Source organism: Streptomyces sp. NPDC015661 (genome assembly GCF_043077765.1).
Classification (GTDB): Bacteria; Actinomycetota; Actinomycetes; order Streptomycetales; family Streptomycetaceae; genus Streptomyces.
The window spans coordinates 533,392-556,040 of the sequence record NZ_JBIBST010000001.1; the positions used below are offsets into that span (position 1 = coordinate 533,392).

The following is a 22,649-nucleotide window of genomic DNA, read 5'->3' on the forward strand; positions in this document are numbered from 1 at the left end:
CCCCGCCGTCCCCCGGCCGGCCCACACCCTTCCAGGGATCAGAATGGGACGGTGACCGACCTCGCCTCCTTCGCCGCCCTGCTCACCCCCGAGGGGCAGACGCTCCTCGCCGCCCTGCGCGACTACGACCCCGCCCAGGAGCTGGCGATCGCCTCCCGGCTGCGCCGCGACCACCCCGCCGAGCTGGTCAGCGCGGCCCTCGGGCAGGCGCGGCTGCGGCAGCGGGCGGTGGCGAAGTTCGGCGCCGAGGACGCGTACCGGATGTACTTCACGCCGAACGGCGTCGAGCAGTCGACCCGCGCCTCGGTGGGCACGTACCGGGCGGCCCGGCTGAAGGCCATGGGCGTCGGCAGCGTCGCGGACCTCTGCTCCGGGATCGGCGGCGACGCGATCGCCCTCGCCCGCGCCGGGATCTCCGTCCTCGCCGTCGACCGGGACCCGCTGACCGCCGCGGCGGTCCGGGCCAACGCCGAGGCGCTGGGCCTCGCGGAGCTGATCGAGGTGCGGTGCGCCGACGTGACGGAGATCGACACGAGCCCCTACGACGCGGTCTTCGTCGACCCGGCGCGGCGCGGCGGCCGGGGCAGGATCTTCGACCCCGAGGCGTACTCCCCACCGCTCTCCTGGGCGATCGGGGCGGCTCGCAGGGCCCCGCGCGCCGCACTCAAGATCGCGCCGGGCGTCCCGCACGAGGCGGTGCCCGAGGAGGCCGAGGCCGAGTGGATCTCGGACGGCGGGGACGTGAAGGAGGCCGTGCTCTGGTTCGGCACGGAGCCGGGCGCCCGCCGGGCCACCCTGCTGCCCTCCGGGACCACCCTGACGGGCCGGGGACTGCCCGACCCGGCGGTCCGCCCGGTCGGCCGCTACCTGTACGAGCCGGACGGCGCCGTCATCCGCGCGCACCTGGTCGCCGAGGTGGCGGAGGAACTCGGCGGCGGCCTGATCGACGAGACGATCGCGTACGTCACGGCGGACACCCTCACCCCCACCCCGTACGCCGCCGCCTACGAGATCACCGACGAACTCCCCTTCAACCTGAAGAAGTTGAAGGCCCTCCTGCGGGAGCGGGAGGTCGGCACCCTGACGGTGAAGAAGCGCGGCTCGGCGGTCGAACCGGAGGAGATCCGCCGCAAGGTGAAGCCGAAGGGCCCGCACGCGGCGACCGTCCTCCTCACTCGGGTCGCGGGAGCCCCGACGATGCTGATCGGCCGGCCGGCCGGCGGGGGCCGGTGAGCCGCACCGCGAAGCGGTAGTGGCCGACGGCCTTCGCCAGACCGGTCAGCCCCGTGACCCACAGGATCAGCGCGGCGCCCATGCCGTACGCGACCACGCCGTAACCGTCGTCGCGACCGGCGCCCGCCGGGACCGCGAAGCCCAGCCAGAGGCCCACCCCGCACATCGCGAAGGACAGCAGCAGCCAGCCGGCACTGAGGACGGGGGCGCGCAGCCGGGCGTCCGTCGGACCGTGCCGGTCGAGGGCCGCCCACAGGGCCAGGCGCTCACGGACGGTCCGGTCGCGCCGCAGGCTGCGGACGGTCAGCCACACGGACGTCACGAAGACCCCGATGCCGGGGACCGCCGCGAAGACCCCGAGCATCGTCGTCATCGGGTCGGCGAGCGGTGCGCCGAGCGCGGTCAGCAGCACGCCGATCAGCGACCAGCCCAGTTCCAGCAGGAAGAACCAGAGCAGGAAGAGCGCGAGCCGCCCGGCGCCGAGCAGCCGCCGCCCCAACTCGTCGAGCGCCAGCGCCCGGTCGGCGAGCCGCGCGTCCCGGTCGGGCCAGCTCTGGAGCTCGGCGGGCGGAGGCGGAGGAGGAAGCGGGGTACGCGGGGACATGTCCAGCACCCTAAGGTGCTCCTCGCCGAGGAGACCGGACACCCCCTGGGACCCTCCGCCCGGACGCTCGCCCCCCTGCCCCCGTCACCACACCCAACTCCCCCTACGCCGCGCCCGACTTCCGCGCCCGCCCGAGCAGCAGTTCGCGCTCGCTCTCGTTGCGGGTGAGTTCGGCCGCCCGCTCGAACTCCGCCCGCGCCTCCGCCGTCCGGCCGAGCCTGGCCAGCAGGTCGCCCCGGACGCTCGGGAGCAAGTGGTAGCGGGCCAGGGCCGGTTCGGCGGCGAGGGCGTCGACGATCCGGAGGGCGGCCTCGGGGCCCTCGGTCATCGACACCGCGACCGCGCGGTTCAGTTCGACCACCGGGGACGGTGCCAGGGTGCCGAGCCGGGCGTACAGCGCGGCGATCGTCGGCCAGTCCGTGGCCTCGTACGAGGCGGCCCGCGCGTGGCAGGCGGCGATCGCGGCCTGGAGGGCGTACGGCCCGTAGGAGCGGCCGTCCCCGGCCCGGGCGAGGGCCGCGTATCCACGGCGCATCAGCAGCCGGTTCCAGCGGCTGCGGTTCTGGTCGGCGAGGAGCACCGGCCGCCCGTCGGGGCCGGTCCTTGCCGCCGTCCGGGACGCCTGGAGTTCGAGCAGGGCGGCGAGGCCGTGCACCTCGCTCTCCCCCGGCATCAGGGCGGCCAGGCCCCGGGCGAGCCTCAGCGCGTCCTCGCACAGGCCGGGCCGCAGCAGGTCGTCGCCCGCGGTGGCCGCGTACCCCTCGTTGAAGATCAGGTAGACGACCTCCAGGACGGAGCCGAGCCGGGCCGCCCGGTCCTCCCCGTACGGCACCTCGAACTCCACGCCCGTCCTCGCGAGCGTCCGCTTGGCCCGGGTGATCCGCGCCGCGACCGTCGCCTCCGGCACGAGGAAGGCGCGGGCGATCTCGTCCGTCCGCAGCCCGCCGACGAGCCGCAGCGTGAGCGCCGCCCGCGCGTCGGCGGAGAGCACCGGGTGGCAGGTCGTGAAGACGAGCCGGAGGACGTCGTCGTCGATGTCGCCCGGGCCGGACGGCTCGGGGTCGTACGACTCCTCCGCGAGCGTCCGGCCCACCTCGGCGAGCTTCCGGGCGTACGTCTCGCGCCGCCGCACGAGGTCGACGGCGCGGTGCTTGGCGGTGGCCGTCAGCCAGGCTCCCGGGCGCTCCGGGACCCCCGACCGCGGCCACTGCTCCAGGGCGGAGACGAGCGCGTCCTGGGCGATCTCCTCGGCGATGCCGACGTCCCTGACGATCCGCGCCACCGTGGCGATGATCCGCGCCGACTCCATCCGGAAGACCGTCTCCAGCGTGCTCTCCACCGTCACATCTCGTATGACAGCACAGCGCGGGTCAGCCTTCCGGCATCTCCTCGACCTCGCGGACCTCCAGGCCGACCTTCCAGTGCGGCGGGTGGACGGCCAGGAAGCGCTTCCCCCACTCGACGGCCTCGGCCATGTCCTTGCACTGGAGCATCGCGTAGCCGCCGACGACCTCCTTGGTCTCGGTGAACGGGCCGTCGGTGAACGACAGCGTCCCGTCCGACCAGGTGATCCGGGTGGCCTCGGCGGTCGGCCTGAGCCCGGCCGTGTCCACCATGGCGCCGGCCTTGGTGATCTCCTCGAAGAGCGCGCCCATGCGCTGCTCGAAGCCGGGGTCGGCGCTCTCCATGTCGATGGTGTTCTCCTCGATGCGGACGAGGGACAGGAAGCGGGGCATGACGACTCCTCGGTGGTGCGGTGGGCGGGGCCGTTCCCCGCCGTCCACACTTACGTCGAACGGGAGCCGTCCGCATCGACACCGCGCCCGGAGAATTTCTCAGACGTAGTCCTCCAGGCGCGCGACCGTGAAGCCCTGCTCCTGGATCTTCCGCAGCATGGTCGCCGTCATCTCGGTCATCGTCCGGCCCTTGAGCTCGGACGGGCCCCGGAAGTGGGCCAGGATGATGTCGCCGGGGTGCAGCTTCCTGTCGCCGCGCTGGTACTGCATGTTCTTGATCTGCATGGACTCGCGCCACAGCACGATCGCGTCGACGCCGCACTCCCCCGCCGCCGCGCGCGTGGCCTCGTTCCAGTTGCCGTACGGCGGGCGGAAGAGCCGTGGGGTCGTGCCGTACCGCTCCTTCAGCTTCGTCTGCTGGCCGCAGATCTCCCGGCGCTGCCCCTCCTGGGAGAGGGTGCGCAGGTTGGGGTGGGTGAGGGTGTGGTTGGCGAGGCCGTGGCCCTGGGCGACGAGCGGCGCGAAGTACCCGTAGTCGGCGCGGATGGCCGAGTCCGTGAGGAACATCGTGACCGGAACGTCGAGGTCCTTCATCATCCGGACGAACTCGGGGTCCTTCTCGGCCCCGTCGTCGATCGTGATGAAGACGATCTTCTCGCGGGTGGGTATCTCGCTGATGACGGGCACCGGCCCGCCGGCCGGGCGGACGACCGGCTTGACCGCGGGCGGGGCGGGCGGGGCGGCGAAGGGCTTCAGGCCCCATTTCCGGTACGCGGCGGCCGCGGCGGCACCGGGGGCCTCGCGCCCGGCCTCGCCGGCCTTCCCGGAGTCTCCGGTCTCCCCGGACTCCCCCGTGGCCGGGGACGCCGTCCGAGCGGGAGCGCCGGCTCCGCGCTCCTCGGCCGCCGAGGCCGTACAGCCGGTCACCAGGACGGCGGCGGCGGTCAGGGCCGCCCACAGCGCGATCGTCTTCTTCACGCGCTGTGGGATGCCCGAAACGATCGAAAGGTTGCTCTATTTCCGGCCGGGAATCGCCTACTCGACCGATTCGAAGCGCCAGCGGTGGACCGGACGGGTGATCAGCTCCGCGTCCGGCTCCGGCAGCTCGGGCAGTTCGGCGTCGAAGGTCTCCGCCTCCCACCAGGTGAGGACGAGGACCCGGTCCTGCGGGGCCCGGAAGATCTCCCGGCGGACCGGCTCCCGGGCGAGGACCCGGGCCCGGGCCCGCGCCCACTCCAGGAGCTCGGCGCCCCGGCCCTGAGCGGCCCGGGCCTCCCACATGAGCGTGAGCCTCACGAGTACAGGTTCTCCTTGCTGACCTCGTGCACGTGGTCGTGGTCGTGCGACGCGCCGGGCACGTGCGGGTCCGTCACCGGCAGCGAGGAGTCCGCGGACAGCTCCAGGTCCGAGGCCGGCCGGTTGCGGGCGACCATCTCGGAGCCGAGGGCCGCGACCATCGCGCCGTTGTCCGTGCACAGGCCGGGACGCGGCACCCGCAGCCGGATCCCCGCACGCTCGCAGCGCTCCTGGGCGAGGGCCCGCAGCCGCGAGTTCGCGGCGACGCCACCGCCGATCATCAGGTGGTCGACGCCCTCGTCCTTGCAGGCCCGGACTGCCTTGCGGGTGAGCACGTCGACGACCGCCTCCTGGAAGGACGCGGCGACGTCCCGTACGGGCACGTCCTCGCCGGCCGCCCGCTTGGCCTCGATCCAGCGGGCCACGGCGGTCTTGAGGCCGGAGAAGGAGAAGTCGTACGCGGGATCCCGGGAGCCGCTGAGGCCGCGCGGGAAGGCGATCGCCGCCGGGTCGCCCTCCTTGGCGAGCCGGTCGATGACCGGTCCGCCGGGGAAGCCGAGGTCGAGGACGCGGGCGATCTTGTCGAAGGCCTCGCCGGCCGCGTCGTCGATGGTGGCGCCCATCGGCCGCACGTCGGAGGTGATGTCGGAGGAGAGCAGCAGCGAGGAGTGCCCGCCGGAGACCAGCAGGGCCATCGTCGGCTCGGGCAGCTTGCCGTGCTCCAGCTGGTCGACGCAGATGTGCGAGGCGAGGTGGTTGACGCCGTAGAGCGGCTTGCCGAGGGCGTAGGCGTACGCCTTGGCGGCGGAGACGCCGACGAGCAGGGCGCCCGCGAGGCCGGGTCCGGCGGTGACGGCGATGCCGTCGAGGTCCTTCGCGGAGATCCCGGCCGTCTTCAGGGCGCGCTCGATCGTCGGGACCATGGCCTCCAGGTGGGCGCGGGAGGCGATCTCGGGGACGACGCCGCCGAAGCGCGCGTGGGTGTCGACACTGGAGGCGACGGCGTCGGCGAGGAGGGTGGTCCCGTGGACGATGCCGACGCCGGTCTCGTCGCAGGAGGTCTCGATGCCGAGTACCAGCGGTTCGTCAGCAGCCATCAGATCTCAGTCCCAGTTCCTTGAACGATCAGTCGCATCACGAGCGCGTCGACATTGCCCGGCTGGTAGTAGCCGCGCCGGAACCCGATGGGCTCGAAGCCGAAGCGCTCGTAGAGCTTCTGGGCCCGGGTGTTGTCCACGCGCACTTCGAGGAGGACCTCCTCGCACTCGAAGGCGGTGGCTTCCTTCAGCAGGTCGGTGAGGAGCCGGGCACCGAGGCCGGTGCCCCACTGGTCGCGGGAGACGGCGATCGTCTGCACGTCGCCCAGGCCGCCCGCGGCGGCGAGACCGGCGTACCCGACGAGCCGGCCGTCGGCCGGGTCCTCGGCGACGACGTAGTGGCGGGTGGCGCGCGGCCCCCTGGCGTGCGCGAGCTCCGACCAGAACATCCCCTCCGACCAGGCGTCCTCGGGGAACAGCTCGGCTTCGAGCGCGAGCACCGGCTCGATGTCCCACCAGCGCATCTCGCGCAGTTCCACACCCGTCACTTGGGGGTGACCACCTTGTAGTTCTTCGGCACCTGCGCGTCGGGGCGGCGCAGGTACATCGGCAGCGGGTCGAGGAAGCCGCCCTCGCCCGCGGCCAGCTTCTCGGCCGCGAGCCCGGCGAGCGCGGCGGCCGACTGGTGCTCGGGCTCGCGGGCGTCCGGGAAGGCCTCGGGGTAGAGGAGGGCGCCCGCGCCGACGACGGGGAGTCCGGCGAGCGAGGCGGCGATGTCGGCGGGCCGGTCGACGGCCGCGTCGGTCACGCGGGTGCGGGAGTTCTCGTACCGCGCCCAGTACACCTCCTTGCGGCGCGCGTCCGTCGCGACGGCGAAGGGCTCGTCGATCCCGGAGGCGTAGGCGAGGCCGTCGAGGGTGCACAGGCCGTGCACCGGCACACCGAGCGCGGACGAGAAGGCCGCGGCCGTGACGAGGCCGACGCGGAGCCCGGTGTACGGGCCGGGGCCGACGCCGACGACGATCCCGGTGACCGCGTCGAGCTTCAGCCCGGCCTCGGCGAGGACGCGGTCGACGGCGGGCAGCAGCAGCTCCCCGTGACGGCGGGCGTCGACCTGACTCGACGCGGCGACGACGGCCTCGCCGTCGTGGAGGGCGACGGTGACGGCGGGGGTGGCGGTATCCATGGCGAGCAACAGCACGCGAACAGCCTACGGCTCCCGGGCACGCTGCCCCGAACCTCGGGCGGGCGGCTGCTACCGTCACCCTTCGATACGTACGTACGAGAGGTGGGCACGGTGGCACGGAGCAGCTCGGGATTCGTGGCCGGGCTCACGGCGGCGGCCATTGTCGCGGTCGGCGTCCTCGCCTACCAGGCCTCGGCGAACGCGCCCGCCGATCTGTCGGTGAAGCCGCGGACGCCGGGCACGGCCGTGCCCTCGGTCTCGCCGAGCGGCGGCCCGAAGCAGCCCGCCGAGGACCCCCTCGCCGTCCCCGCGAACTCGGGCAGCGGCGAGCGGGTCGTGTACTCGCTCACGGACCGCCGGGTGTGGATCGTGGACGGGAAGGGCAAGGCGACCCGGACGTTCGCGGTGTGGCCGAGCACGGTCGACCCGGTGCCGGGGGCGTACGCGGTGACCTCGCGCTCGGGTTCGGTGACCGGTTCGGACGGGGTGAAGATCGAGCACGTGGTGCGGTTCGCGACGGCCCAGGACGTGGCGATCGGCTTCAGCGCGGCGGTCGACGGCTCGACGCCGTCCCCGGACCCGGCGCGGAAGACCGGCGGCATCCGGATGAAGCGGGCCGACGGTGACGCGATGTGGACGTTCGCGGTGATCGGCGCGAAGGTCGTCGTCGTCGCCTGACGCGCCGGCCCTACCTGACGCGCCGGCCCCCTCTGACGCGCCGGCCCTACCTGACGCGCAGGCCCTCTCTGACGCGCGGACCCTAGGCGGCCTCGTCGCGGACGGACTCCGTCTCCTGCTCCGGCTGCTGCTGCTCCGGCGGCGGGGTCGACAGGGCCCGGGCGGCCGCGCAGGACGCGAGCAGCTCACTCATCGAGACGTGGTCCCGGCCGGGTTCCGCGCGTTCGGGCGTCGCCATGCTTGCCTCCCGTAGGTTAGGTACACCTAACCAGCTCGTGCATCCATGTGACCACGGCTCGTGCGACCCACGCAACACCTTCCCGACACGTTGTCGGAACCTACGTACCCCCGCGTCAGAACAGATCGAGGTCCTCGTCCGCCCAGCGCGCGCCGATCCCGCGCAGCACGACCGTGCGCCGGTCGTCGTCGGTGTCGCCGGTCACCCGGTGGATCAGCAGGTGCAGCCGGTCGTCGGTCAGGTCCTCGACCTTCCCGTCGCCCCACTCGACGACGACCACGGACTCGGGCAGCGAGACGTCCAGGTCGAGGTCCTCCATCTCGTCGAGACCGCCGCCGAGGCGGTACGCGTCGACGTGGACCAGGGCCGGACCGCCGACGAGGGACGGGTGGACGCGGGCGATGACGAAGGTCGGCGAGGTGACGGCCCCCCGCACCCCGAGGCCCTCGCCGAGGCCGCGGGTCAGAGTGGTCTTCCCGGCACCGAGCTCACCGGTGAGCATGACGAGGTCGCCGGGCCGGAGGATCTTCGCGAGCCGGCGGCCGAGCTCCTGCATCCGCTGCGGGGAGTCGACGGAGAGGGTGGCGCCGGAGACGGGCGGATGTGCTGCTTCCATACCCGCAAACCTAGCGCGTACGGAACGTCTCCCCGGCCGGGACGGCGCCGGCCCGCACCAGCAGGTCGGCGAGCCGGTCGGTGACCGCCTCCGGATGCTCCAGCATCACCAGGTGGCCCGCGTCCGGGACGATGACCAGCTCCGCGTCCGGCAGCAGGGCGGCGATGGCCTCGGTGTGCGAGCTGGGGGTGACGAGGTCGTTGTCCCCGGCGAGCGCCAGCACCGGCAGCTCGCGGAAGGCGGCGAGGGCCTCGGCCTTGTCGTGCTCGGCGAAGGCCGGGTAGAAGGCGGCGACGACGTCGATCGGGGTCGACTCGATCATCCGCTCGGCGAAGCGGGCGACCGCCGGGTCCACGTCCTTCGAGGCGAACGAGTACTTCTTGATCAGCCCGGCGAAGAGGTCCGCGGTCGCCCGGCGCCCGCGCTCGACCAGCTCCGCCTGGGAGCCGAGGGCCCGCAGGACGCCCGGCAGGACCCGCCGGACGGCGTTGACGCCGGCGAGCGGCAGCCCGTACGACACCTCCCCGAGCCTCCCCGCCGAAGTGCCGACGAGGGCGACGCCGACGACCCGGTCGCGGATCAGCTCCGGGTACTGCTCGGCGAGCGCCATCACCGTCATGCCGCCCATCGAGTGACCGACGAGGACGAGCGGCCCCTCGGGAGCGGCCGCGTCGAGGACGGTCTTGAGGTCGCGGCCCAGCCGGTCGATGGAGACGGGCACCCCGTCGGGCCCCGCCTGGGAGACCCCGGGCCCGGAGCGGCCGTGGCTGCGCTGGTCCCAGTGGACGGTACGGACGAGCCCGCGCAGGGCGGCCCGCTGGAAGTGCCAGGAGTCCTGGTTGAGGCAGTAGCCGTGGCTGAAGACGACGGTGACGGGCGCGGGCTCCCGGCGCCCGAAGAGCCTCCGTCGGCGGGCCGGCGGGGCATCCGCCTCGACCTCGTCCACCTCGTAGTGGAGGACGGTCCCGTCGTCGGCGAGCGCCCGCCCGGCGGTGCCGCGCAGGCCGCCGTACGGGCCGGTGGCGTCCAGGGCGAGCCGCGCCTTCTGCCGTACGGAGCGGCCGACGGTGAGCCGCTCGACGGCGACCCCGGCGGCCGCGCCGGCGGCGAGGACGCCTATCGCGGCACCGGCGAACCCGGCACGCCTCCAGCTGCTGCCAGTCGACTCCGCCATGGCGGGCTACTCCCCCAGGTAGACCCGCGGGACGCGCGCCCCGATCCGGGTGACGATCTCGTACGCGATGGTGTCGGCGGCCACCGCCCAGTCCTCGGCGGTCGGCTCGCCCCGGTCGCCGGGGCCGAAGAGCACGGCCTCGGTGCCGGGCTCGGGGGTGTCCCCGCCGAGGTCGACCACGAACTGGTCCATGGCGACCCGCCCGGCAACCGTACGGACGCGGTCGCCGACGAGGACGGGCCCGCGCCCGGAGGCGTGCCGGGGAACGCCGTCGGCGTACCCGAGCGGGACGAGCCCGAGGGTGGTCTCCCCCTCGGTGACGTAGTGGTGCCCGTAACTCACCCCGTGCCCGGCGGGCACGTGCTTGACGAGGGCGACGCTCGCCTTGAGCGACATGACGGGCCGCAGGCCGAGCTCGGCGGAGGTGCCGAGCTCGGGGCTCGGCGAGACGCCGTACATCGCGATGCCGGGCCGGACCAGGTCGAAGTGGGCCTCGGGCAGGGTGAGGGTGGCCGGCGAGTTCGCGATGTGCCGGACCTCGGGGCGGACACCCGCCCGCTCCGCGTGGTCCAGCATCGAGCGGAAGACCTCCAGCTGGGCCGCGATGGAGGGGTGGTGCGGCTCGTCGGCGCAGGCGAAGTGCGACCAGAGGCCGGTCACCTTGACGAGCCCGTCGACCTCGGCCTTCAGCGCGGCCTCGACCAGCTCGGGCCAGTCGGCGGGCTGGCAGCCGTTGCGCCCGAGCCCGGTGTCGGCCTTGAGCTGGATCCGGGCGGTCTTCCCGACCGCCCTGGCGGCCTCGACGACCTCGTCCAGGGCCCACATCCCGCTCACGGACATGTCGAGCCCGGCCTCGATGCCCCGGTCCCACGGGTCTCCGGGGGTCCAGAGCCAGCACATGACGGGAACGTCCGTGATCCCGGCGGCGCGCAGCGCGAGCGCCTCGTGGGGGGTGGCGGTGCCGAGCCAGTCCGCGCCCGCGTCCAGGGCGGCGCGGGCACAGCGCAGGGCGCCGTGTCCGTACGCGTCGGCCTTGACCACGGCCATGATCCGGACGTGGGGGGCGACACGGGCGCGCAGCGTGCGGACGTTCGCACGCAGCGCGCCGAGGTCGATCTCGGCGCGGGCCCTGGGGGGCGGAGGTGTCTCAGTCATCGCGCCCAGTCTCTCAGGTGTCAGCTGCCGGGCCGCTTTCCCCAGATGTAGACCCGGTCACCCTTACGGAGGACGTCCCAGAGTTTCCGCGCGTTCCCGTTGCTGAGATTGACGCAGCCGCGGCTGCCGCCCGGCGTGGCGAGCTGCCCGTAGACGGCGTGGAAGGCCTGGCCGCCGCTGAAGAACTGGGCGTACGGCATGGGGGTGTCGTAGATGGACGACCAGTGGTCCTTGTGGCGCCAGTAGACGGTGTGCCAGCCCGTACGGGTGGCGTACCCGGGCCGCCCGCTGCGCATGTTGACCACGGCGTACGTGACCTTCTTCCCCTTCCGCACCCACATGAGCTGACGGTCGAGGTCGACGCAGGCGACGGCGTACGTCTTCACGGGGCAGCGCCGGGCGGGGTCGAGGTTCTTCCGGGCGGCGAGCAGCTCGGCGCGGGCCCAGGTGACGGGCCCGGCGTAGCCGACGGCCGGCTTGATCTTCTCCTTCACCTGGAAGGCGCGGATGGCCCGGCAGTCGGCGGCGGACTGCTTCCCGTCGACGGGCAGCCCGAGGAGCCGCTCGACCCGCCGCTGGTGGATGCCGGCCCGGACGGTGCAGGCGGCTCCGACGGCGCTCCGGGGCAGGTACTCGACGAGCTCGTCGACCTCCTCCTCGGGCTCGGGCACGGGGACGCCGCCCTCCACGTCGTGCAGGGGCGGCAGCACCTGGTCGGGCGTGTCCATCGGGTACTCGGCCCGCCCGCCCCCGGCGACGCCGGGCACGAGCGGATCGGGATCCCCGCCGGGCGACGCGGCGGAGGCGACGGGCCCGAGAGCGAGGGAGGCGGCGAGGACGAACAACAACGGCGCGGTACGACTTCTCCAACTGGTCACCCCACCCACCCAATCCGCCCCCCGCCGGACGGGCGCGCCGGAACCCACGGCTGGGCGAACGGGGTTGGCCCGTGTGGGGGTCGGCCCCGCCCGTTCCGCTACGCGCGGGGTCGGCCCGGCCCGTTCCCCTACACGCGAGGTTGGCCGGGCCCGTTCCCCTACACGCGAGGTTGGCCGGGCCCGTTCCCCTACACGCGAGGTCGGCCCGGCCCGTTCCCCTACACGCGGGGTCGGCCCGGCCCGTTCCCCTACACGCGGGGTCGGCCCCGCCCGTTCCCCTACGCGCCGCCCGCCGTCACGTCCTGCCAGGCGCCCCGCAGGCGGTCCGCCACCTCCGTCGCCGTCACCGGCGCCCCGCCCTCGGACGCCCGCCGCGCGGCGAGCCCGTGGAGGTAGGCCGCGCAGGAGGCCGCGTCCAGGGCCGGGAGGCCGGCCGCGAGGAGGGAGCCGGCGAGGCCGGAGAGGACGTCCCCGCTGCCGGCCGTGGCGAGCCAGGAGGTCCCGGTCGGGTTGACCCGCACGGGGCCGGTCCCACCCGCCCCGCACACGAGCGTCGTCGAGCCCTTCAACAACACCGTCGCCCCGAACCGGCCCGCCAGTTCGCGGACCGCGGCGAGCCGGCCGGCCTCGACCTCCTCACGGGCGACGCCGAGGAGCGCCGCCGCCTCGCCGGCGTGCGGGGTGAGCAGGGTCGGGGCCGTACGGGCCCGGACGGCCTCCGGCGCGAGCCCGCGCAGGCCGTCCGCGTCGACGAGGACGGGGACGTCGGAGTCCAGGACCTCGCCGACCGCGACCTTGGCCCCCGGCCCTTCGCCGAGGCCCGGCCCGACGACCCAGGCCTGGACCCGCCCGGCCTTGTCGGGGGGACCGGGGTGCACCAGGGTCTCGGGGTGCGCGGCGATCACGGCGTCGCCGGCGTGGCCGACGTACCGCACGGCCCCCGCCCCGCCCCGCAGCGCGCCGGCCACCGCCAGCACAGCGGCGCCCGGGTAGCGGACGGACCCGGCGAGGACGCCGACGACACCGCGCCGGTACTTGTCGCTCTCGGCACCCGGCGCGGGCAGCAGCCACGCCACGTCGTGGTGCTGGAGGGCCTCCAGATCCGGCACGCCCGGAAGGACATCACCCAGGCCGATGTCGACGAGCCGCAGCGCGCCCGCGTACTCACGGGCGGGGTCGACGAGCAGGCCCGGCTTGTACGCCCCGAAGGTGATGGTCGCGTCGGCGGGCAGCGCCTCCCCGTGGACCTCACCGGTGTCGGCGTCGACCCCGCTGGGCAGGTCGACGGCGACGACGACGGCGTCGGAGCCGCGCGCGGCGCGGGCGACGGGGACGGCGCCGGGCCGGAGTCCACCGCGTCCCCCGATGCCGGTGATGCCGTCGAGGACGAGGTCGGCGCGGGCGAGGGGCTCGAACGGCTCGTCGGCGACGCGTCCGCCGGCGGCCCGCAGCGCGGCGAGCCCGCCCTCGTGCGCGTGCTCCCCGAGCAGCACGGCCGTGACGCCGGCGCCGCGCCGGGCGAGCCGGGCGCCGGCGTAGAGGGCGTCGCCGCCGTTGTCGCCGCTGCCGACGAGGAGGACGACCCGGGCGCCGTACACCCGCCCCTTCCCGAGCAGCGAGCAACAGGCGGCGGCGAGCCCGGCGGCGGCGCGCTGCATGAGGGCGCCGTGCGGCAGCCGGGCCATGAGCTCGGCCTCGGCGGCCCGGACGGTCTCCACGCGATAAGCGGTACGCATGCCAGCAGTCTGCCCCGCCCCACCGGGCGGCGCCCGCCCGTTGCGGGCAGGCGTTCCGCAAGCAGCGGAACGGGTGGGCACAACGGGGGCCGGGGCCTTAGCCCTCCGCGATCACCACCGCCGACGCCACCCCCGCGTCATGGCTCAGCGAGACGTGCCAGTGCCTGACACCCAGCTCCGCCGCCCGCGCCGCCACCGTCCCGCGGACCCGCAGCCGCGGCTGCCCGCTGTCCTCGACGTACACCTCCGCGTCCGTCCAGTGCAGCCCGCCCGGCGCGCCGAGGGCCTTCGCGACGGCCTCCTTCGCGGCGAACCGCACGGCGAGCGAGGCGGTCCCGCGTCGCTCGCCGCTCGAAAGGAGCAGCTCCCGTTCGACGAAGAGCCGCTGAAGCAGCCCCGGTGTGCGCTCGATCGACGCGGCGAACCGGTCGATCTCCGCCACGTCGATCCCCACCCCAATGATCATTTCCCACTCACTCCACGGTCACGGACTTGGCCAGGTTGCGCGGCTGGTCGACCTCGTTGCCCCGCGCGGTGGCGAGTTCGCAGGCGAAGACCTGGAGCGGCACGGTGGCGACCAGCGGCTGGAGCAGCGTAGGCGTGGCGGGGATGCGGACGAGGTGGTCGGCGTACGGGACGACGGCCTCGTCGCCCTCCTCGGCGATGACGATGGTCCTGGCACCCCGCGCCCGGATCTCCTGGATGTTGGAGACGATCTTGTCGTGGAGGACGGACCGCCCCCGCGGCGAGGGCACGACCACGACGACCGGCAGGTCCTCCTCGATGAGCGCGATCGGCCCGTGCTTGAGCTCGCCCGCCGCGAAGCCCTCGGCGTGCATGTACGCCAGCTCCTTCAGCTTCAGCGCGCCCTCCAGGGCCACGGGGTAGCCGACGTGGCGCCCCAGGAACAGCACGGTGTTCTTGTCGGCGAGGGACCGGGCCAGGGCCCGTACCGGCTCCATGGTCTCCAGGACGCGCTCGACCTCGTCGCCGATCCGGGCGAGCTCGCGGACGACGGCGTGGATCTCGTCGCCCCACTTGGTGCCGCGGACCTGGCCGAGGTACAGCGCGAGCAGGTAGCAGGCCACGAGCTGGGTGAGGAAGGCCTTCGTCGAGGCGACGGCGACCTCGGGCCCGGCGTGGGTGTAGAGGACGGCGTCCGACTCCCTCGGGATCGTCGAGCCGTTCGTGTTGCACACGGCGAGCACCTTCGCGCCCTGCTCCCGCGCGTGCCGCAGCGCCATGAGGGTGTCCATGGTCTCGCCGGACTGGGAGATCGCGATGACCAGGGTGCGCCGGTCGAGGATGGGGTCGCGGTAGCGGAACTCGCTGGCGAGCTCGACCTCGCAGGGGATCCGGGTCCAGTGCTCGATGGCGTACTTGGCGATGAGCCCGGCGTGGAAGGCGGTGCCGCACGCGATGATGACGACCTTGTCGGCCTCGCGGAGCACGGTGTCGGGGATGCGGACCTCGTCGAGGGTGAGCCGGCCGGCCGCGTCGATCCGCCCGAGGAGGGTGTCGGCGACGGCCTTGGGCTGTTCGGCGATCTCCTTGAGCATGAAGTAGTCGTAGCCGCCCTTCTCGGCGGCGGAGGCGTCCCAGTCGACGTGGTAGGCCCGTACGTCGGCGGGCACCCCGTCGAAGTCGGTGACGGTGACGCCGTCCCGGGTCAGCTCGACGACCTGGTCCTGGCCGAGCTCGATGGCGGACCGCGTGTGCGCGATGAACGCGGACACGTCGGAGGCGAGGAAGTTCTCCCCTTCCCCCACGCCGACCACGAGCGGCGAGTTCCGGCGGGCGCCGACGACGACGTCGGGCTGGTCGGCGTGGACGGCGACGAGGGTGAAGGCCCCGTCGAGCCGGCGGCAGACGAGCCGCATGGCCTCGGCGAGGTCCCCGGCGGAGGAGAACTCCTCGGCGAGGAGGTGGGCCACGACCTCGGTGTCGGTCTCGGAGCGCAGTGTGTGGCCGCGCTCGGCGAGCTCCTCCCGCAGGCGGGCGAAGTTCTCGATGATGCCGTTGTGGACGACGGCGACCCGCCCGGCGTTGTCGAGGTGCGGGTGCGCGTTGGCGTCCGTCGGCCCGCCGTGGGTGGCCCAGCGGGTGTGCCCGATGCCGACGGAGCCGCCCGGCAGCGGCCGGTCGACGAGTTCCTTCTCCAGGTTGACGAGCTTGCCCGCCTTCTTGGCGGCGGCGAGCCCGCCGTCGGCGAGCACCGCGACACCGGCCGAGTCGTAGCCCCGGTATTCGAGCCGCTTGAGACCCGCGACCACCACATCAAGCGCCGACTGCCCGCCGACGTATCCCACGATTCCGCACATGACGGCAGACTACGGCGGAACCCGCCCCACCGGCCGGACCCGGACCGGAGTCGCCGCGGGCCGCGTCAACCACGGCGGCGCGTGACCGACCCCACGGCCCACGGAGCCCGCCGACCCCCGACAATGGCGGGGTGATCACTTCGCCGCCACGAAGCCCCGACGGACCCCCCGGCGACGGCGCCGGAACCGGAGCGGGCGCCGGACAGGGGACTCCCCGGAACGGGACCGGTCAGCGCCGGCCCTCCGAGGCGACCCCGTACGTCGACCTCACCCGGGCCGAGTGGAGCGCCCTGCGCGACAAGACGCCGCTCCCGCTGAGCGCCGACGAGGTCGAGCGGCTGCGCGGTCTCGGGGACGTCATCGACCTCGACGAGGTCCGGGACATCTACCTGCCGCTCTCCCGGCTGCTCAACCTGTACGTGCAGGCCACCAGCGGCCTCCGCGGCGCGCTGAACACCTTCCTCGGCGAGAACGCCGAGCAGCGCGGCACCCCCTTCGTCATAGGGGTCGCCGGTTCGGTGGCCGTCGGCAAGTCGACCGTCTCGCGCCTCCTCCAGGCCCTGCTCGCCCGCTGGCCGGAGCACCCGCGCGTGGAGCTGGTGACCACGGACGCCTTCCTCTACCCGATGGAGGAGCTGAAGGCGCGCGGCCTGATGTCCCGGAAGGGTTTCCCCGAGTCGTACGACCGCAGGGCCCTGACCCGTTTCGTCGCGGACGTCAAGGCGGGCAAAGACGAGGTCACGGCCCCGGTCTACTCGCACCTGATCTACGACCGCGTGCCCGGCGAGCGGCTCGTCGTGCGCCGCCCGGACATCCTCATCGTGGAGGGCCTGAACGTCCTGCAGCCGGCGCTTCCCGGCAAGGACGGCCGGACCCGCGTCGGTCTCGCCGACTACTTCGACTTCTCGGTGTACGTGGACGCGCGCCCCGAGGACATCGAGCGCTGGTACCTCAACCGCTTCCGCAAGCTCCGCGACACCGCGTTCCAGGACCCGTCCTCGTACTTCCGGCGCTGGACGCAGGTCTCCGAGGACGAGGCCTTCGACTACGCCCGCACGATGTGGCGCACCATCAACAAGGTGAACCTCCTGGAGAACGTGGCCCCGACCCGCGGCCGGGCGACCCTCGTCGTCCGCAAGGGCCCCGACCACAAGGTGCAGCGGCTGAGCCTGCGGAAGCTCTGACCTCCGTACGCTCTCCTCATGCTGCATCTGAGGATGATCGTCCCGCCCGACCGCACCCTCGCCGCGGTCCGGCTGATCGAGTCGACGGTCGGCACCGCCCATCTGGTGGTGCTGACCGGCGCGGCCCGGGACCCCTCGGGCGACGTGGTGATGTGCGACGTGGCCCGCGAGGCGGGTGACGAAGTGCTGCACGGGCTGCGCGAACTGAGGATCGACGAGGACGGTTCGATCGCCGTCGAGAACATCGACCTGTCGCTGTCGACGCGGGCGGACGCCGCCGAGCTGGAGGCCCCGGGCGAGCCCGCCGACGCGGTGATCTGGGAGCAGCTGGCGGGGGCGACGCACGAGGAGTCGACGCTCTCGATCACGTACAGCGCGTTCATGATCCTGGCGACGATGATCGCGGCCTGCGGTGTCGTCCTGGACAACGCGATCCTGATCGTGGGCGCGATGGCGGTCGGCCCGGAGTTCGGCCCGCTGGCCGGGGTCTGCACGGCGGTCGTGCAGCGCCATCCGAAGCTGGCGGCGCGCTCGCTGATGGCGCTGTTCGTCGGCTTCACGGCGGCGATGGTGGCGACGACGGTGTTCAGCCTGGGGATGGACGCACTCGGGCTGTTCAGCAAGGAGCAGCTGGACGCGGACCGCCCCAACACCAGCTTCATCTGGCAGCCGGACCCGTTCTCCTTCGTCGTGGCGCTGCTCGCGGGCATCGCCGGCACCCTGTCCCTGACGTCCTCCAAGTCCGGGGCCCTGGTGGGCGTGGCGATCTCGGTGACGACGGTCCCGGCGGCCGCGAACGCGGCGGTGGCGCTCAGCTACGGCGATCTGCCCCAGATGTGGGGCTCGATCGCGCAGCTGACGCTGAACCTCTTCGGCATCATGCTGTCCGGGACGCTCACCCTGTACGGGCAGAAGATGCTGTGGCGCACCCAGCGCGGCCGATGGCGGCGCGCCCCGAGGATCTGACCGCACGGACGAGGGCCCCCACCGGCCGTCAGAACTCGACGAACCCGGCGGGGGCCCTCACCCTTGCATGACGGTGCCTCAGAAAGGCTAGCCCAGCGCGGACTTCACGACGTCCGCGAGGCGCTGCGCGACCGCGCGGGCCTGCTCGATGTCGGCGGCCTCGACCATGACACGGACCAGCGGCTCGGTGCCCGAGGGGCGGAGCAGGACACGGCCCGTGGAGCCGAGCTCGCGCTCGGCGTCGGTGACGGCGGCGGCGAGCTCGCCGGAGGTGTTCACCCGGGACTTGTCGACGTCCTTGACGTTGATGAGGATCTGCGGCAGCCGCTCCATGACGCCGGCGAGGTCCGCGAGCGACTTGCCGGTGGCGGCGACGCGGGCGGCCAGCATCAGGCCGGTGAGGGTGCCGTCGCCGGTGGTGGCGTGGTCGAGCACGATGACGTGGCCCGACTGCTCGCCGCCGAGGGCGTAGCCGTTCTCCTTCATGGACTCCAGGACGTAGCGGTCGCCGACCGCGGTCTGGACGAGGTTCAGGCCCTCGCGCTCCATGGCGAGCTTGAAGCCCAGGTTGGACATGACGGTCGCGACGACGGTGTCGCCGCGCAGGGCGCCGGCCTCGCGCATGGCGAGGGCGAGCACGGCGAGGATCTGGTCGCCGTCGACCTCGTTGCCGGCGGCGTCCACGGCGAGGCAGCGGTCGGCGTCGCCGTCGTGGGCGATGCCCAGCTCGGCGCCGTGCTCGACGACGGCGGCCTTGAGCAGCTCCAGGTGGGTGGAGCCGCAGCCGTCGTTGATGTTGAGGCCGTCCGGCTCGGCGCCGATGGTGACGACCTGGGCGCCGGCCCGGGTGAAGGCCTCGGGCGAGACGCGGGCGGCGGCGCCGTGGGCCTCGTCGAGGACGATCTTCAGCCCGTCGAGGCGGTTGGGGAGGACGGAGAGGAGGTGGGAGACGTACGTCTCGAAGCCCTCGTCGTAGTCGCGGACGCGGCCGACGCCGGCACCGGTCGGGCGCTCCCAGGGGGCGCCGGTGCGGTGCTCCTCGTACACGGCCTCGATCTTGTCCTCGAGGTCGTCGGCGAGCTTGTGGCCGCCGCGCGCGAAGAACTTGATGCCGTTGTCGGGCATGGCGTTGTGGCTGGCGGAGAGCATCACGCCGAGGTCGGCACCGAGGACGCCGGTGAGGTGGGCCACGGCCGGGGTGGGCAGGACGCCGACGCGCAGCACGTCGACGCCGGCGCTGGCGAGGCCGGCCACGACGGCCGCCTCGAGGAACTCTCCGGAGGCGCGCGGGTCCCGCCCGACCACGGCGGTCGGCCGGTGGCCCTCGAAGGTGCCCGCCTCGGCGAGCACGTGCGCGGCCGCGACCGACAGGCCGAGCGCCAGCTCCGCCGTCAGGTCCGCGTTGGCGACGCCGCGTACGCCGTCCGTGCCGAAGAGTCGTCCCACAGCTGTCCTCCGAAAATACGTGCCCAAGCGAAAGAGAAAGAGGTTATGAAAAAACGTACGCCCCGACGGCACGGGCAGTGCCGCCGGGGCGTACGAAAGCAGCGAGCAGGCGTGATTAGCGCTTGCTGTACTGCGGAGCCTTGCGGGCCTTCTTGAGACCGGCCTTCTTCCGCTCGACCGCACGGTCGTCACGGGAGAGGAAGCCGGCCTTCTTCAGCGCCGGGCGGTTGTTCTCGACGTCGGCCTCGTTCAGCGCACGGGCCACGCCGAGGCGCAGGGCGCCGGCCTGGCCGGAGACACCGCCACCCGCGATGCGGGCGATGACGTCGTAGCGGTTGTCGAGCTCGAGCACCTTGAAGGGCTCGTTGACTTCCTGCTGGTGGACCTTGTTCGGGAAGTAGTCCTCGAGCGTACGCCCGTTGATCTTCCACTTGCCGGTGCCCGGGACGATCCGGACGCGGGCGATGGCGTTCTTGCGACGGCCCAGGCCGGCGGCCGGCTGCGGGTCGCCGAAGCGGGACGCGAGCGACTCGGAGGTGTACTCACCCTCGACGAGCTCGGTCTCGGTGGTGTACTCCTCGACGCCCTCGAACTCGTCGACGGGGGTCTCGGGGGTGGTCTCGGCCACGATGCTCCTCAGATTTCTTTCGTTCTTAGGGGGTGTGGCCGGAATTACTGCGCGACCTGGGTGATCTCGAACGGAACCGGCTGCTGGGCAGCGTGCGGGTGGTTCTCGCCCGAGTAGACCTTCAGCTTCGAGAGCATCTGACGGCCCAGGGAGTTCTTGGGGATCATGCCCTTGATGGCCTTCTCGACGGCCTTCTCGGGGTTCTTGTCGAGCAGCTCGTCGTAACGGACGGAGCGCAGACCACCCGGGAAGCCAGAGTGGCGGTAGGCCATCTTCTGGGTCTTCTTGTTGCCGGACAGGTGAACCTTGTCGGCGTTGATGATGATGACGAAGTCGCCCATGTCCATGTGGGGGGCGTAGACGGGCTTGTGCTTGCCTCGCAGGAGGTTCGCAGCCGTCGTCGCCAGACGGCCCAGGACGATGTCCTGCGCGTCGATGATGTGCCACTGGCGAGTGACATCGCCGGGCTTGGGGCTGTACGTACGCACTTCGTAGCCTTCGCTTCTTCAGTGGATGGAGTCCAGACACCTGAAGCGATCATGCAGCTGGGGCCTGCACTGCCGGGTCAACGCCCGTATGCGAGCCACTGGTAACTGCTCCAGGGAACCTGCGTAAGGGCCCTTCGCGTGAGAACGACGAAGCCAATACGCATAACAAACCGCAACAGTACCCGCGCCACCCCGGGCGGGTCAAAACGCCGCGGGACCGCAGCGCCCCCACCCTTGACGCCGCCCTCGCACGGCCCGGCCCCTGGGGGCCTCCCCGGCTTCGGGGTGCCCGGCTCACCGCGCCCGCTCCACCCGCCGCTCGTCCCATCCCCCACGCCGCCCTCGCACGGCCCGGCCCCAGGGGGCCGCTCCGGCTTCGCCCCGCTGCGCCGGACTCCGTCCGCCGGTCGTGGCCGGCGTCACCGCGCCCGCTCCACCCGCCGCTCGTCCCACACGGGCTCGCTCGTCTCGCGGACGACGCCGTCCGAGCCGAAGACCAGGTACCGGTCGAAGGACTTCGCGAACCACCGGTCGTGCGTGACGGCCATCACCGTCCCCTCGTACGACTCCAGGCCGTCCTGGAGCGCCTCCGCCGACTCCAGGTCCAGGTTGTCCGTGGGCTCGTCCAGGAGCAGCGCGGTGGTGCCCGCCAGCTCCAGGAGCAGGATCTGGAACCGGGCCTGCTGCCCGCCCGACAGCTTGTCGAAGGACTGGTCGCCCTGCCGCTCCAGCTCGTACCGCCGCAGCATCGACATCGCCGCGCCCCGGTCCTTGGCGTGCTCGGTCCACAGGATGTCGACGAGCGGCCGCCCGGCCAGCTCCGGGTGGGCGTGGGTCTGCGCGAAGTGCCCCGGCACGACCCGCGCGCCGAGCTTCCACACGCCGGTGTGGGCGACGGTCGGGTCCCCGGCGAGCAGCCGCAGGAAGTGCGACTTGCCGGAGCCGTTCGAGCCGAGGACGGCGACCCTCTCCCCGTAGAAGATCTCCAGGGAGAACGGCTTCATCAGCCCGGTCAGCTCAAGGTTCTCGCAGGTCACAGCCCGTACGCCGGTACGCCCGCCGCGCAGCCGCATGCGGATGTCCTGCTCGCGCGGCGGCTCCGGCGGCGGCCCCGCCTCCTCGAACTTCCTCAGGCGGGTCTGCGCCGCCGCGTACCGGGACGCCATCTCGTGGCTGACCGCGGCCGCCTGCCGCAGGTTGATCACCAGCTTCTTCAGCTGCGCGTGCTTCTCGTCCCAGCGCCGCTTCAGCTCCTCGAAGCGGGCGAACCGCTCCCGCCGGGCCTCGTGGAAGGTGTCGAAGCCGCCGCCGTGCACCCAGACGTCCGACCCGGCGGGACCGGGCTCGACCGCGATGATCTTCTGGGCGCCCCGGGAGAGCAGCTCCCGGTCGTGGGAGATGAAGAGCACGGTCTTGCGGGTCTCCCGCAGCCGCTCCTCCAGCCACCGCTTGCCGGGGACGTCGAGGTAGTTGTCGGGCTCGTCGAGGAGCAGCACCTCGTCGGGGCCGCGCAGCAGCGACTCCAGGACCAGCCGCTTCTGCTCGCCGCCGGAGAGCGTCCTGACCTCACGGAACTGCGCCTTCTCGTACGGGACGCCCAGCGCGGCCATGGTGCAGATGTCCCAGAGGGTCTCGGCCTCGTACCCCTGCACCTCGGCCCAGTCGCTGAGGGCCTGCGCGTACTTCATCTGCGCGGCCTCGTCGTCGACCGTCATGATCAGGTGCTCGGCCTCGTCGACCGCCTTCGCGGCCTCCCGGATCCGGGGCTGCGCGACCGAGACCAGCAGGTCACGGACGGTGGACTCGTCCCGTACGGAGCCGACGAACTGCGGCATCACACCGAGGCCGCCACTGACGGTGACCGTGCCGCCGTGCGGCTGGAGCTCCCCGGCGATCATCCGGAGCAGTGTGGTCTTGCCGGCGCCGTTGGCCCCGACGAGGGCGACCACGGCGCCCTCCCCCACCCGGAAGGAGGCGTCCCCGAGGAGGACCCTCCCGTCGGGAAGGTAGTACTCCAGATGCGCGGCCTCGACATGTCCCATGGGATGC

General features: G+C 73.2%; 24 protein-coding genes. 4 read left to right on the plus strand and 20 right to left on the minus strand.

Annotated features, from left to right (window positions below; translation table 11 throughout):
- The first annotated feature begins 51 nt into the window (after nucleotides 1-51).
- Entirely contained in the window at nucleotides 52-1,233 is a 1,182-nt protein-coding gene (locus ACF07V_RS02480; protein WP_392151034.1) for an SAM-dependent methyltransferase, read from the plus strand.
- Here the strand turns inward: ACF07V_RS02480 and ACF07V_RS02485 are convergent.
- The 8 genes from ACF07V_RS02485 to tsaB form a co-directional block, all read right to left on the minus strand.
- Complete coding sequence (locus tag ACF07V_RS02485; RefSeq protein ID WP_392151035.1) at nucleotides 1,172-1,837, minus strand: hypothetical protein; 666 nt, start codon at nucleotides 1,835-1,837, stop codon at nucleotides 1,172-1,174. The genes ACF07V_RS02480 and ACF07V_RS02485 overlap by 62 nt on opposite strands.
- Before the next feature lie 103 nt (nucleotides 1,838-1,940).
- Nucleotides 1,941-3,146: an RNA polymerase sigma factor gene (locus ACF07V_RS02490; RefSeq protein ID WP_392151367.1), complete on the minus strand. Its 1,206-nt coding sequence runs from the start codon at nucleotides 3,144-3,146 to the stop codon at nucleotides 1,941-1,943.
- Between the two features lie 61 nt (nucleotides 3,147-3,207).
- Nucleotides 3,208-3,573, minus strand: a complete 366-nt coding sequence (locus ACF07V_RS02495) for a YciI family protein (RefSeq protein ID WP_392151036.1) — start codon at nucleotides 3,571-3,573, stop codon at nucleotides 3,208-3,210.
- 99 nt (nucleotides 3,574-3,672) lie between these two features.
- A complete protein-coding gene (locus ACF07V_RS02500) occupies nucleotides 3,673-4,551 on the minus strand; it encodes a polysaccharide deacetylase family protein (protein ID WP_392151037.1) in 879 nt (292 codons plus the stop codon).
- 57 nt (nucleotides 4,552-4,608) lie between these two features.
- Nucleotides 4,609-4,854: a hypothetical protein gene (locus tag ACF07V_RS02505; RefSeq protein ID WP_190101912.1), complete on the minus strand. Its 246-nt coding sequence runs from the start codon at nucleotides 4,852-4,854 to the stop codon at nucleotides 4,609-4,611.
- Between the two features lie 11 nt (nucleotides 4,855-4,865).
- The gene (tsaD, locus tag ACF07V_RS02510; RefSeq protein ID WP_392151038.1) at nucleotides 4,866-5,966 is read right to left on the minus strand and encodes a tRNA (adenosine(37)-N6)-threonylcarbamoyltransferase complex transferase subunit TsaD; all 1,101 of its coding nucleotides are present in this window, start codon (nucleotides 5,964-5,966) and stop codon (nucleotides 4,866-4,868) included.
- Nucleotides 5,966-6,430: a ribosomal protein S18-alanine N-acetyltransferase gene (rimI, locus tag ACF07V_RS02515; protein ID WP_351192155.1), complete on the minus strand. Its 465-nt coding sequence runs from the start codon at nucleotides 6,428-6,430 to the stop codon at nucleotides 5,966-5,968. The genes tsaD and rimI overlap by 1 nt, the downstream gene beginning before the upstream one ends.
- A gap of 20 nt (nucleotides 6,431-6,450) precedes the next feature.
- Nucleotides 6,451-7,107 (minus strand): tRNA (adenosine(37)-N6)-threonylcarbamoyltransferase complex dimerization subunit type 1 TsaB, encoded by a 657-nt coding sequence (gene tsaB / locus ACF07V_RS02520; protein WP_392151039.1) that lies wholly within the window; start codon nucleotides 7,105-7,107, stop codon nucleotides 6,451-6,453.
- Nucleotides 7,108-7,203: 96 nt separating this feature from the next.
- Here tsaB and ACF07V_RS02525 point away from each other — a divergent pair, with 96 nt between their 5' ends.
- A complete protein-coding gene (locus ACF07V_RS02525; RefSeq protein WP_392151040.1) occupies nucleotides 7,204-7,770 on the plus strand; it encodes a hypothetical protein in 567 nt (188 codons plus the stop codon).
- An 82-nt stretch (nucleotides 7,771-7,852) separates the two neighbouring features.
- On the opposite strand, the gene ACF07V_RS02530 is transcribed toward ACF07V_RS02525, so the two are convergent.
- From ACF07V_RS02530 to glmS, 8 genes are all read right to left on the minus strand, one after another.
- Nucleotides 7,853-8,008: a hypothetical protein gene (locus ACF07V_RS02530; protein WP_392151041.1), complete on the minus strand. Its 156-nt coding sequence runs from the start codon at nucleotides 8,006-8,008 to the stop codon at nucleotides 7,853-7,855.
- A gap of 115 nt (nucleotides 8,009-8,123) precedes the next feature.
- Nucleotides 8,124-8,624 (minus strand): tRNA (adenosine(37)-N6)-threonylcarbamoyltransferase complex ATPase subunit type 1 TsaE, encoded by a 501-nt coding sequence (gene tsaE / locus ACF07V_RS02535; protein ID WP_392151042.1) that lies wholly within the window; start codon nucleotides 8,622-8,624, stop codon nucleotides 8,124-8,126.
- Nucleotides 8,625-8,634: 10 nt separating this feature from the next.
- A complete protein-coding gene (locus ACF07V_RS02540) occupies nucleotides 8,635-9,798 on the minus strand; it encodes an alpha/beta fold hydrolase (protein ID WP_392151043.1) in 1,164 nt (387 codons plus the stop codon).
- Nucleotides 9,799-9,804: 6 nt separating this feature from the next.
- Nucleotides 9,805-10,953, minus strand: a complete 1,149-nt coding sequence (gene alr, locus ACF07V_RS02545) for an alanine racemase (RefSeq protein WP_392151044.1) — start codon at nucleotides 10,951-10,953, stop codon at nucleotides 9,805-9,807.
- A gap of 20 nt (nucleotides 10,954-10,973) precedes the next feature.
- The gene (locus tag ACF07V_RS02550; protein WP_392151045.1) at nucleotides 10,974-11,831 is read right to left on the minus strand and encodes a L,D-transpeptidase; all 858 of its coding nucleotides are present in this window, start codon (nucleotides 11,829-11,831) and stop codon (nucleotides 10,974-10,976) included.
- Between the two features lie 278 nt (nucleotides 11,832-12,109).
- Nucleotides 12,110-13,567, minus strand: a complete 1,458-nt coding sequence (locus ACF07V_RS02555) for an NAD(P)H-hydrate dehydratase (protein WP_392151046.1) — start codon at nucleotides 13,565-13,567, stop codon at nucleotides 12,110-12,112.
- Between the two features lie 97 nt (nucleotides 13,568-13,664).
- Entirely contained in the window at nucleotides 13,665-14,033 is a 369-nt protein-coding gene (locus ACF07V_RS02560; protein WP_392151047.1) for a holo-ACP synthase, read from the minus strand.
- A 7-nt stretch (nucleotides 14,034-14,040) separates the two neighbouring features.
- A complete protein-coding gene (glmS, locus tag ACF07V_RS02565) occupies nucleotides 14,041-15,888 on the minus strand; it encodes a glutamine--fructose-6-phosphate transaminase (isomerizing) (RefSeq protein WP_392151048.1) in 1,848 nt (615 codons plus the stop codon).
- 131 nt (nucleotides 15,889-16,019) lie between these two features.
- Between glmS and coaA the strand changes: the two genes are divergently transcribed.
- Both coaA and ACF07V_RS02575 read left to right on the plus strand, forming a co-directional pair.
- Nucleotides 16,020-17,072 (plus strand): type I pantothenate kinase, encoded by a 1,053-nt coding sequence (coaA, locus tag ACF07V_RS02570; RefSeq protein WP_392151049.1) that lies wholly within the window; start codon nucleotides 16,020-16,022, stop codon nucleotides 17,070-17,072.
- 18 nt (nucleotides 17,073-17,090) lie between these two features.
- A complete protein-coding gene (locus ACF07V_RS02575) occupies nucleotides 17,091-18,038 on the plus strand; it encodes a DUF389 domain-containing protein (RefSeq protein WP_392151050.1) in 948 nt (315 codons plus the stop codon).
- An 87-nt stretch (nucleotides 18,039-18,125) separates the two neighbouring features.
- On the opposite strand, the gene glmM is transcribed toward ACF07V_RS02575, so the two are convergent.
- From glmM to ACF07V_RS02595, 4 genes are all read right to left on the minus strand, one after another.
- Nucleotides 18,126-19,484 carry a phosphoglucosamine mutase gene (gene glmM, locus ACF07V_RS02580; RefSeq protein ID WP_392151051.1) on the minus strand — a complete coding sequence of 453 codons (1,359 nt, stop codon included), beginning with the start codon at nucleotides 19,482-19,484 and terminating at the stop codon, nucleotides 18,126-18,128.
- Nucleotides 19,485-19,599: 115 nt separating this feature from the next.
- Complete coding sequence (rpsI, locus tag ACF07V_RS02585; RefSeq protein WP_015035601.1) at nucleotides 19,600-20,112, minus strand: 30S ribosomal protein S9; 513 nt, start codon at nucleotides 20,110-20,112, stop codon at nucleotides 19,600-19,602.
- 44 nt (nucleotides 20,113-20,156) lie between these two features.
- Nucleotides 20,157-20,600 carry a 50S ribosomal protein L13 gene (gene rplM / locus ACF07V_RS02590; RefSeq protein WP_388844090.1) on the minus strand — a complete coding sequence of 148 codons (444 nt, stop codon included), beginning with the start codon at nucleotides 20,598-20,600 and terminating at the stop codon, nucleotides 20,157-20,159.
- 419 nt (nucleotides 20,601-21,019) lie between these two features.
- Nucleotides 21,020-22,642, minus strand: a complete 1,623-nt coding sequence (locus tag ACF07V_RS02595) for an ABC-F family ATP-binding cassette domain-containing protein (protein ID WP_392151052.1) — start codon at nucleotides 22,640-22,642, stop codon at nucleotides 21,020-21,022.
- Between the last annotated feature and the right edge of the window lie 7 nt (nucleotides 22,643-22,649).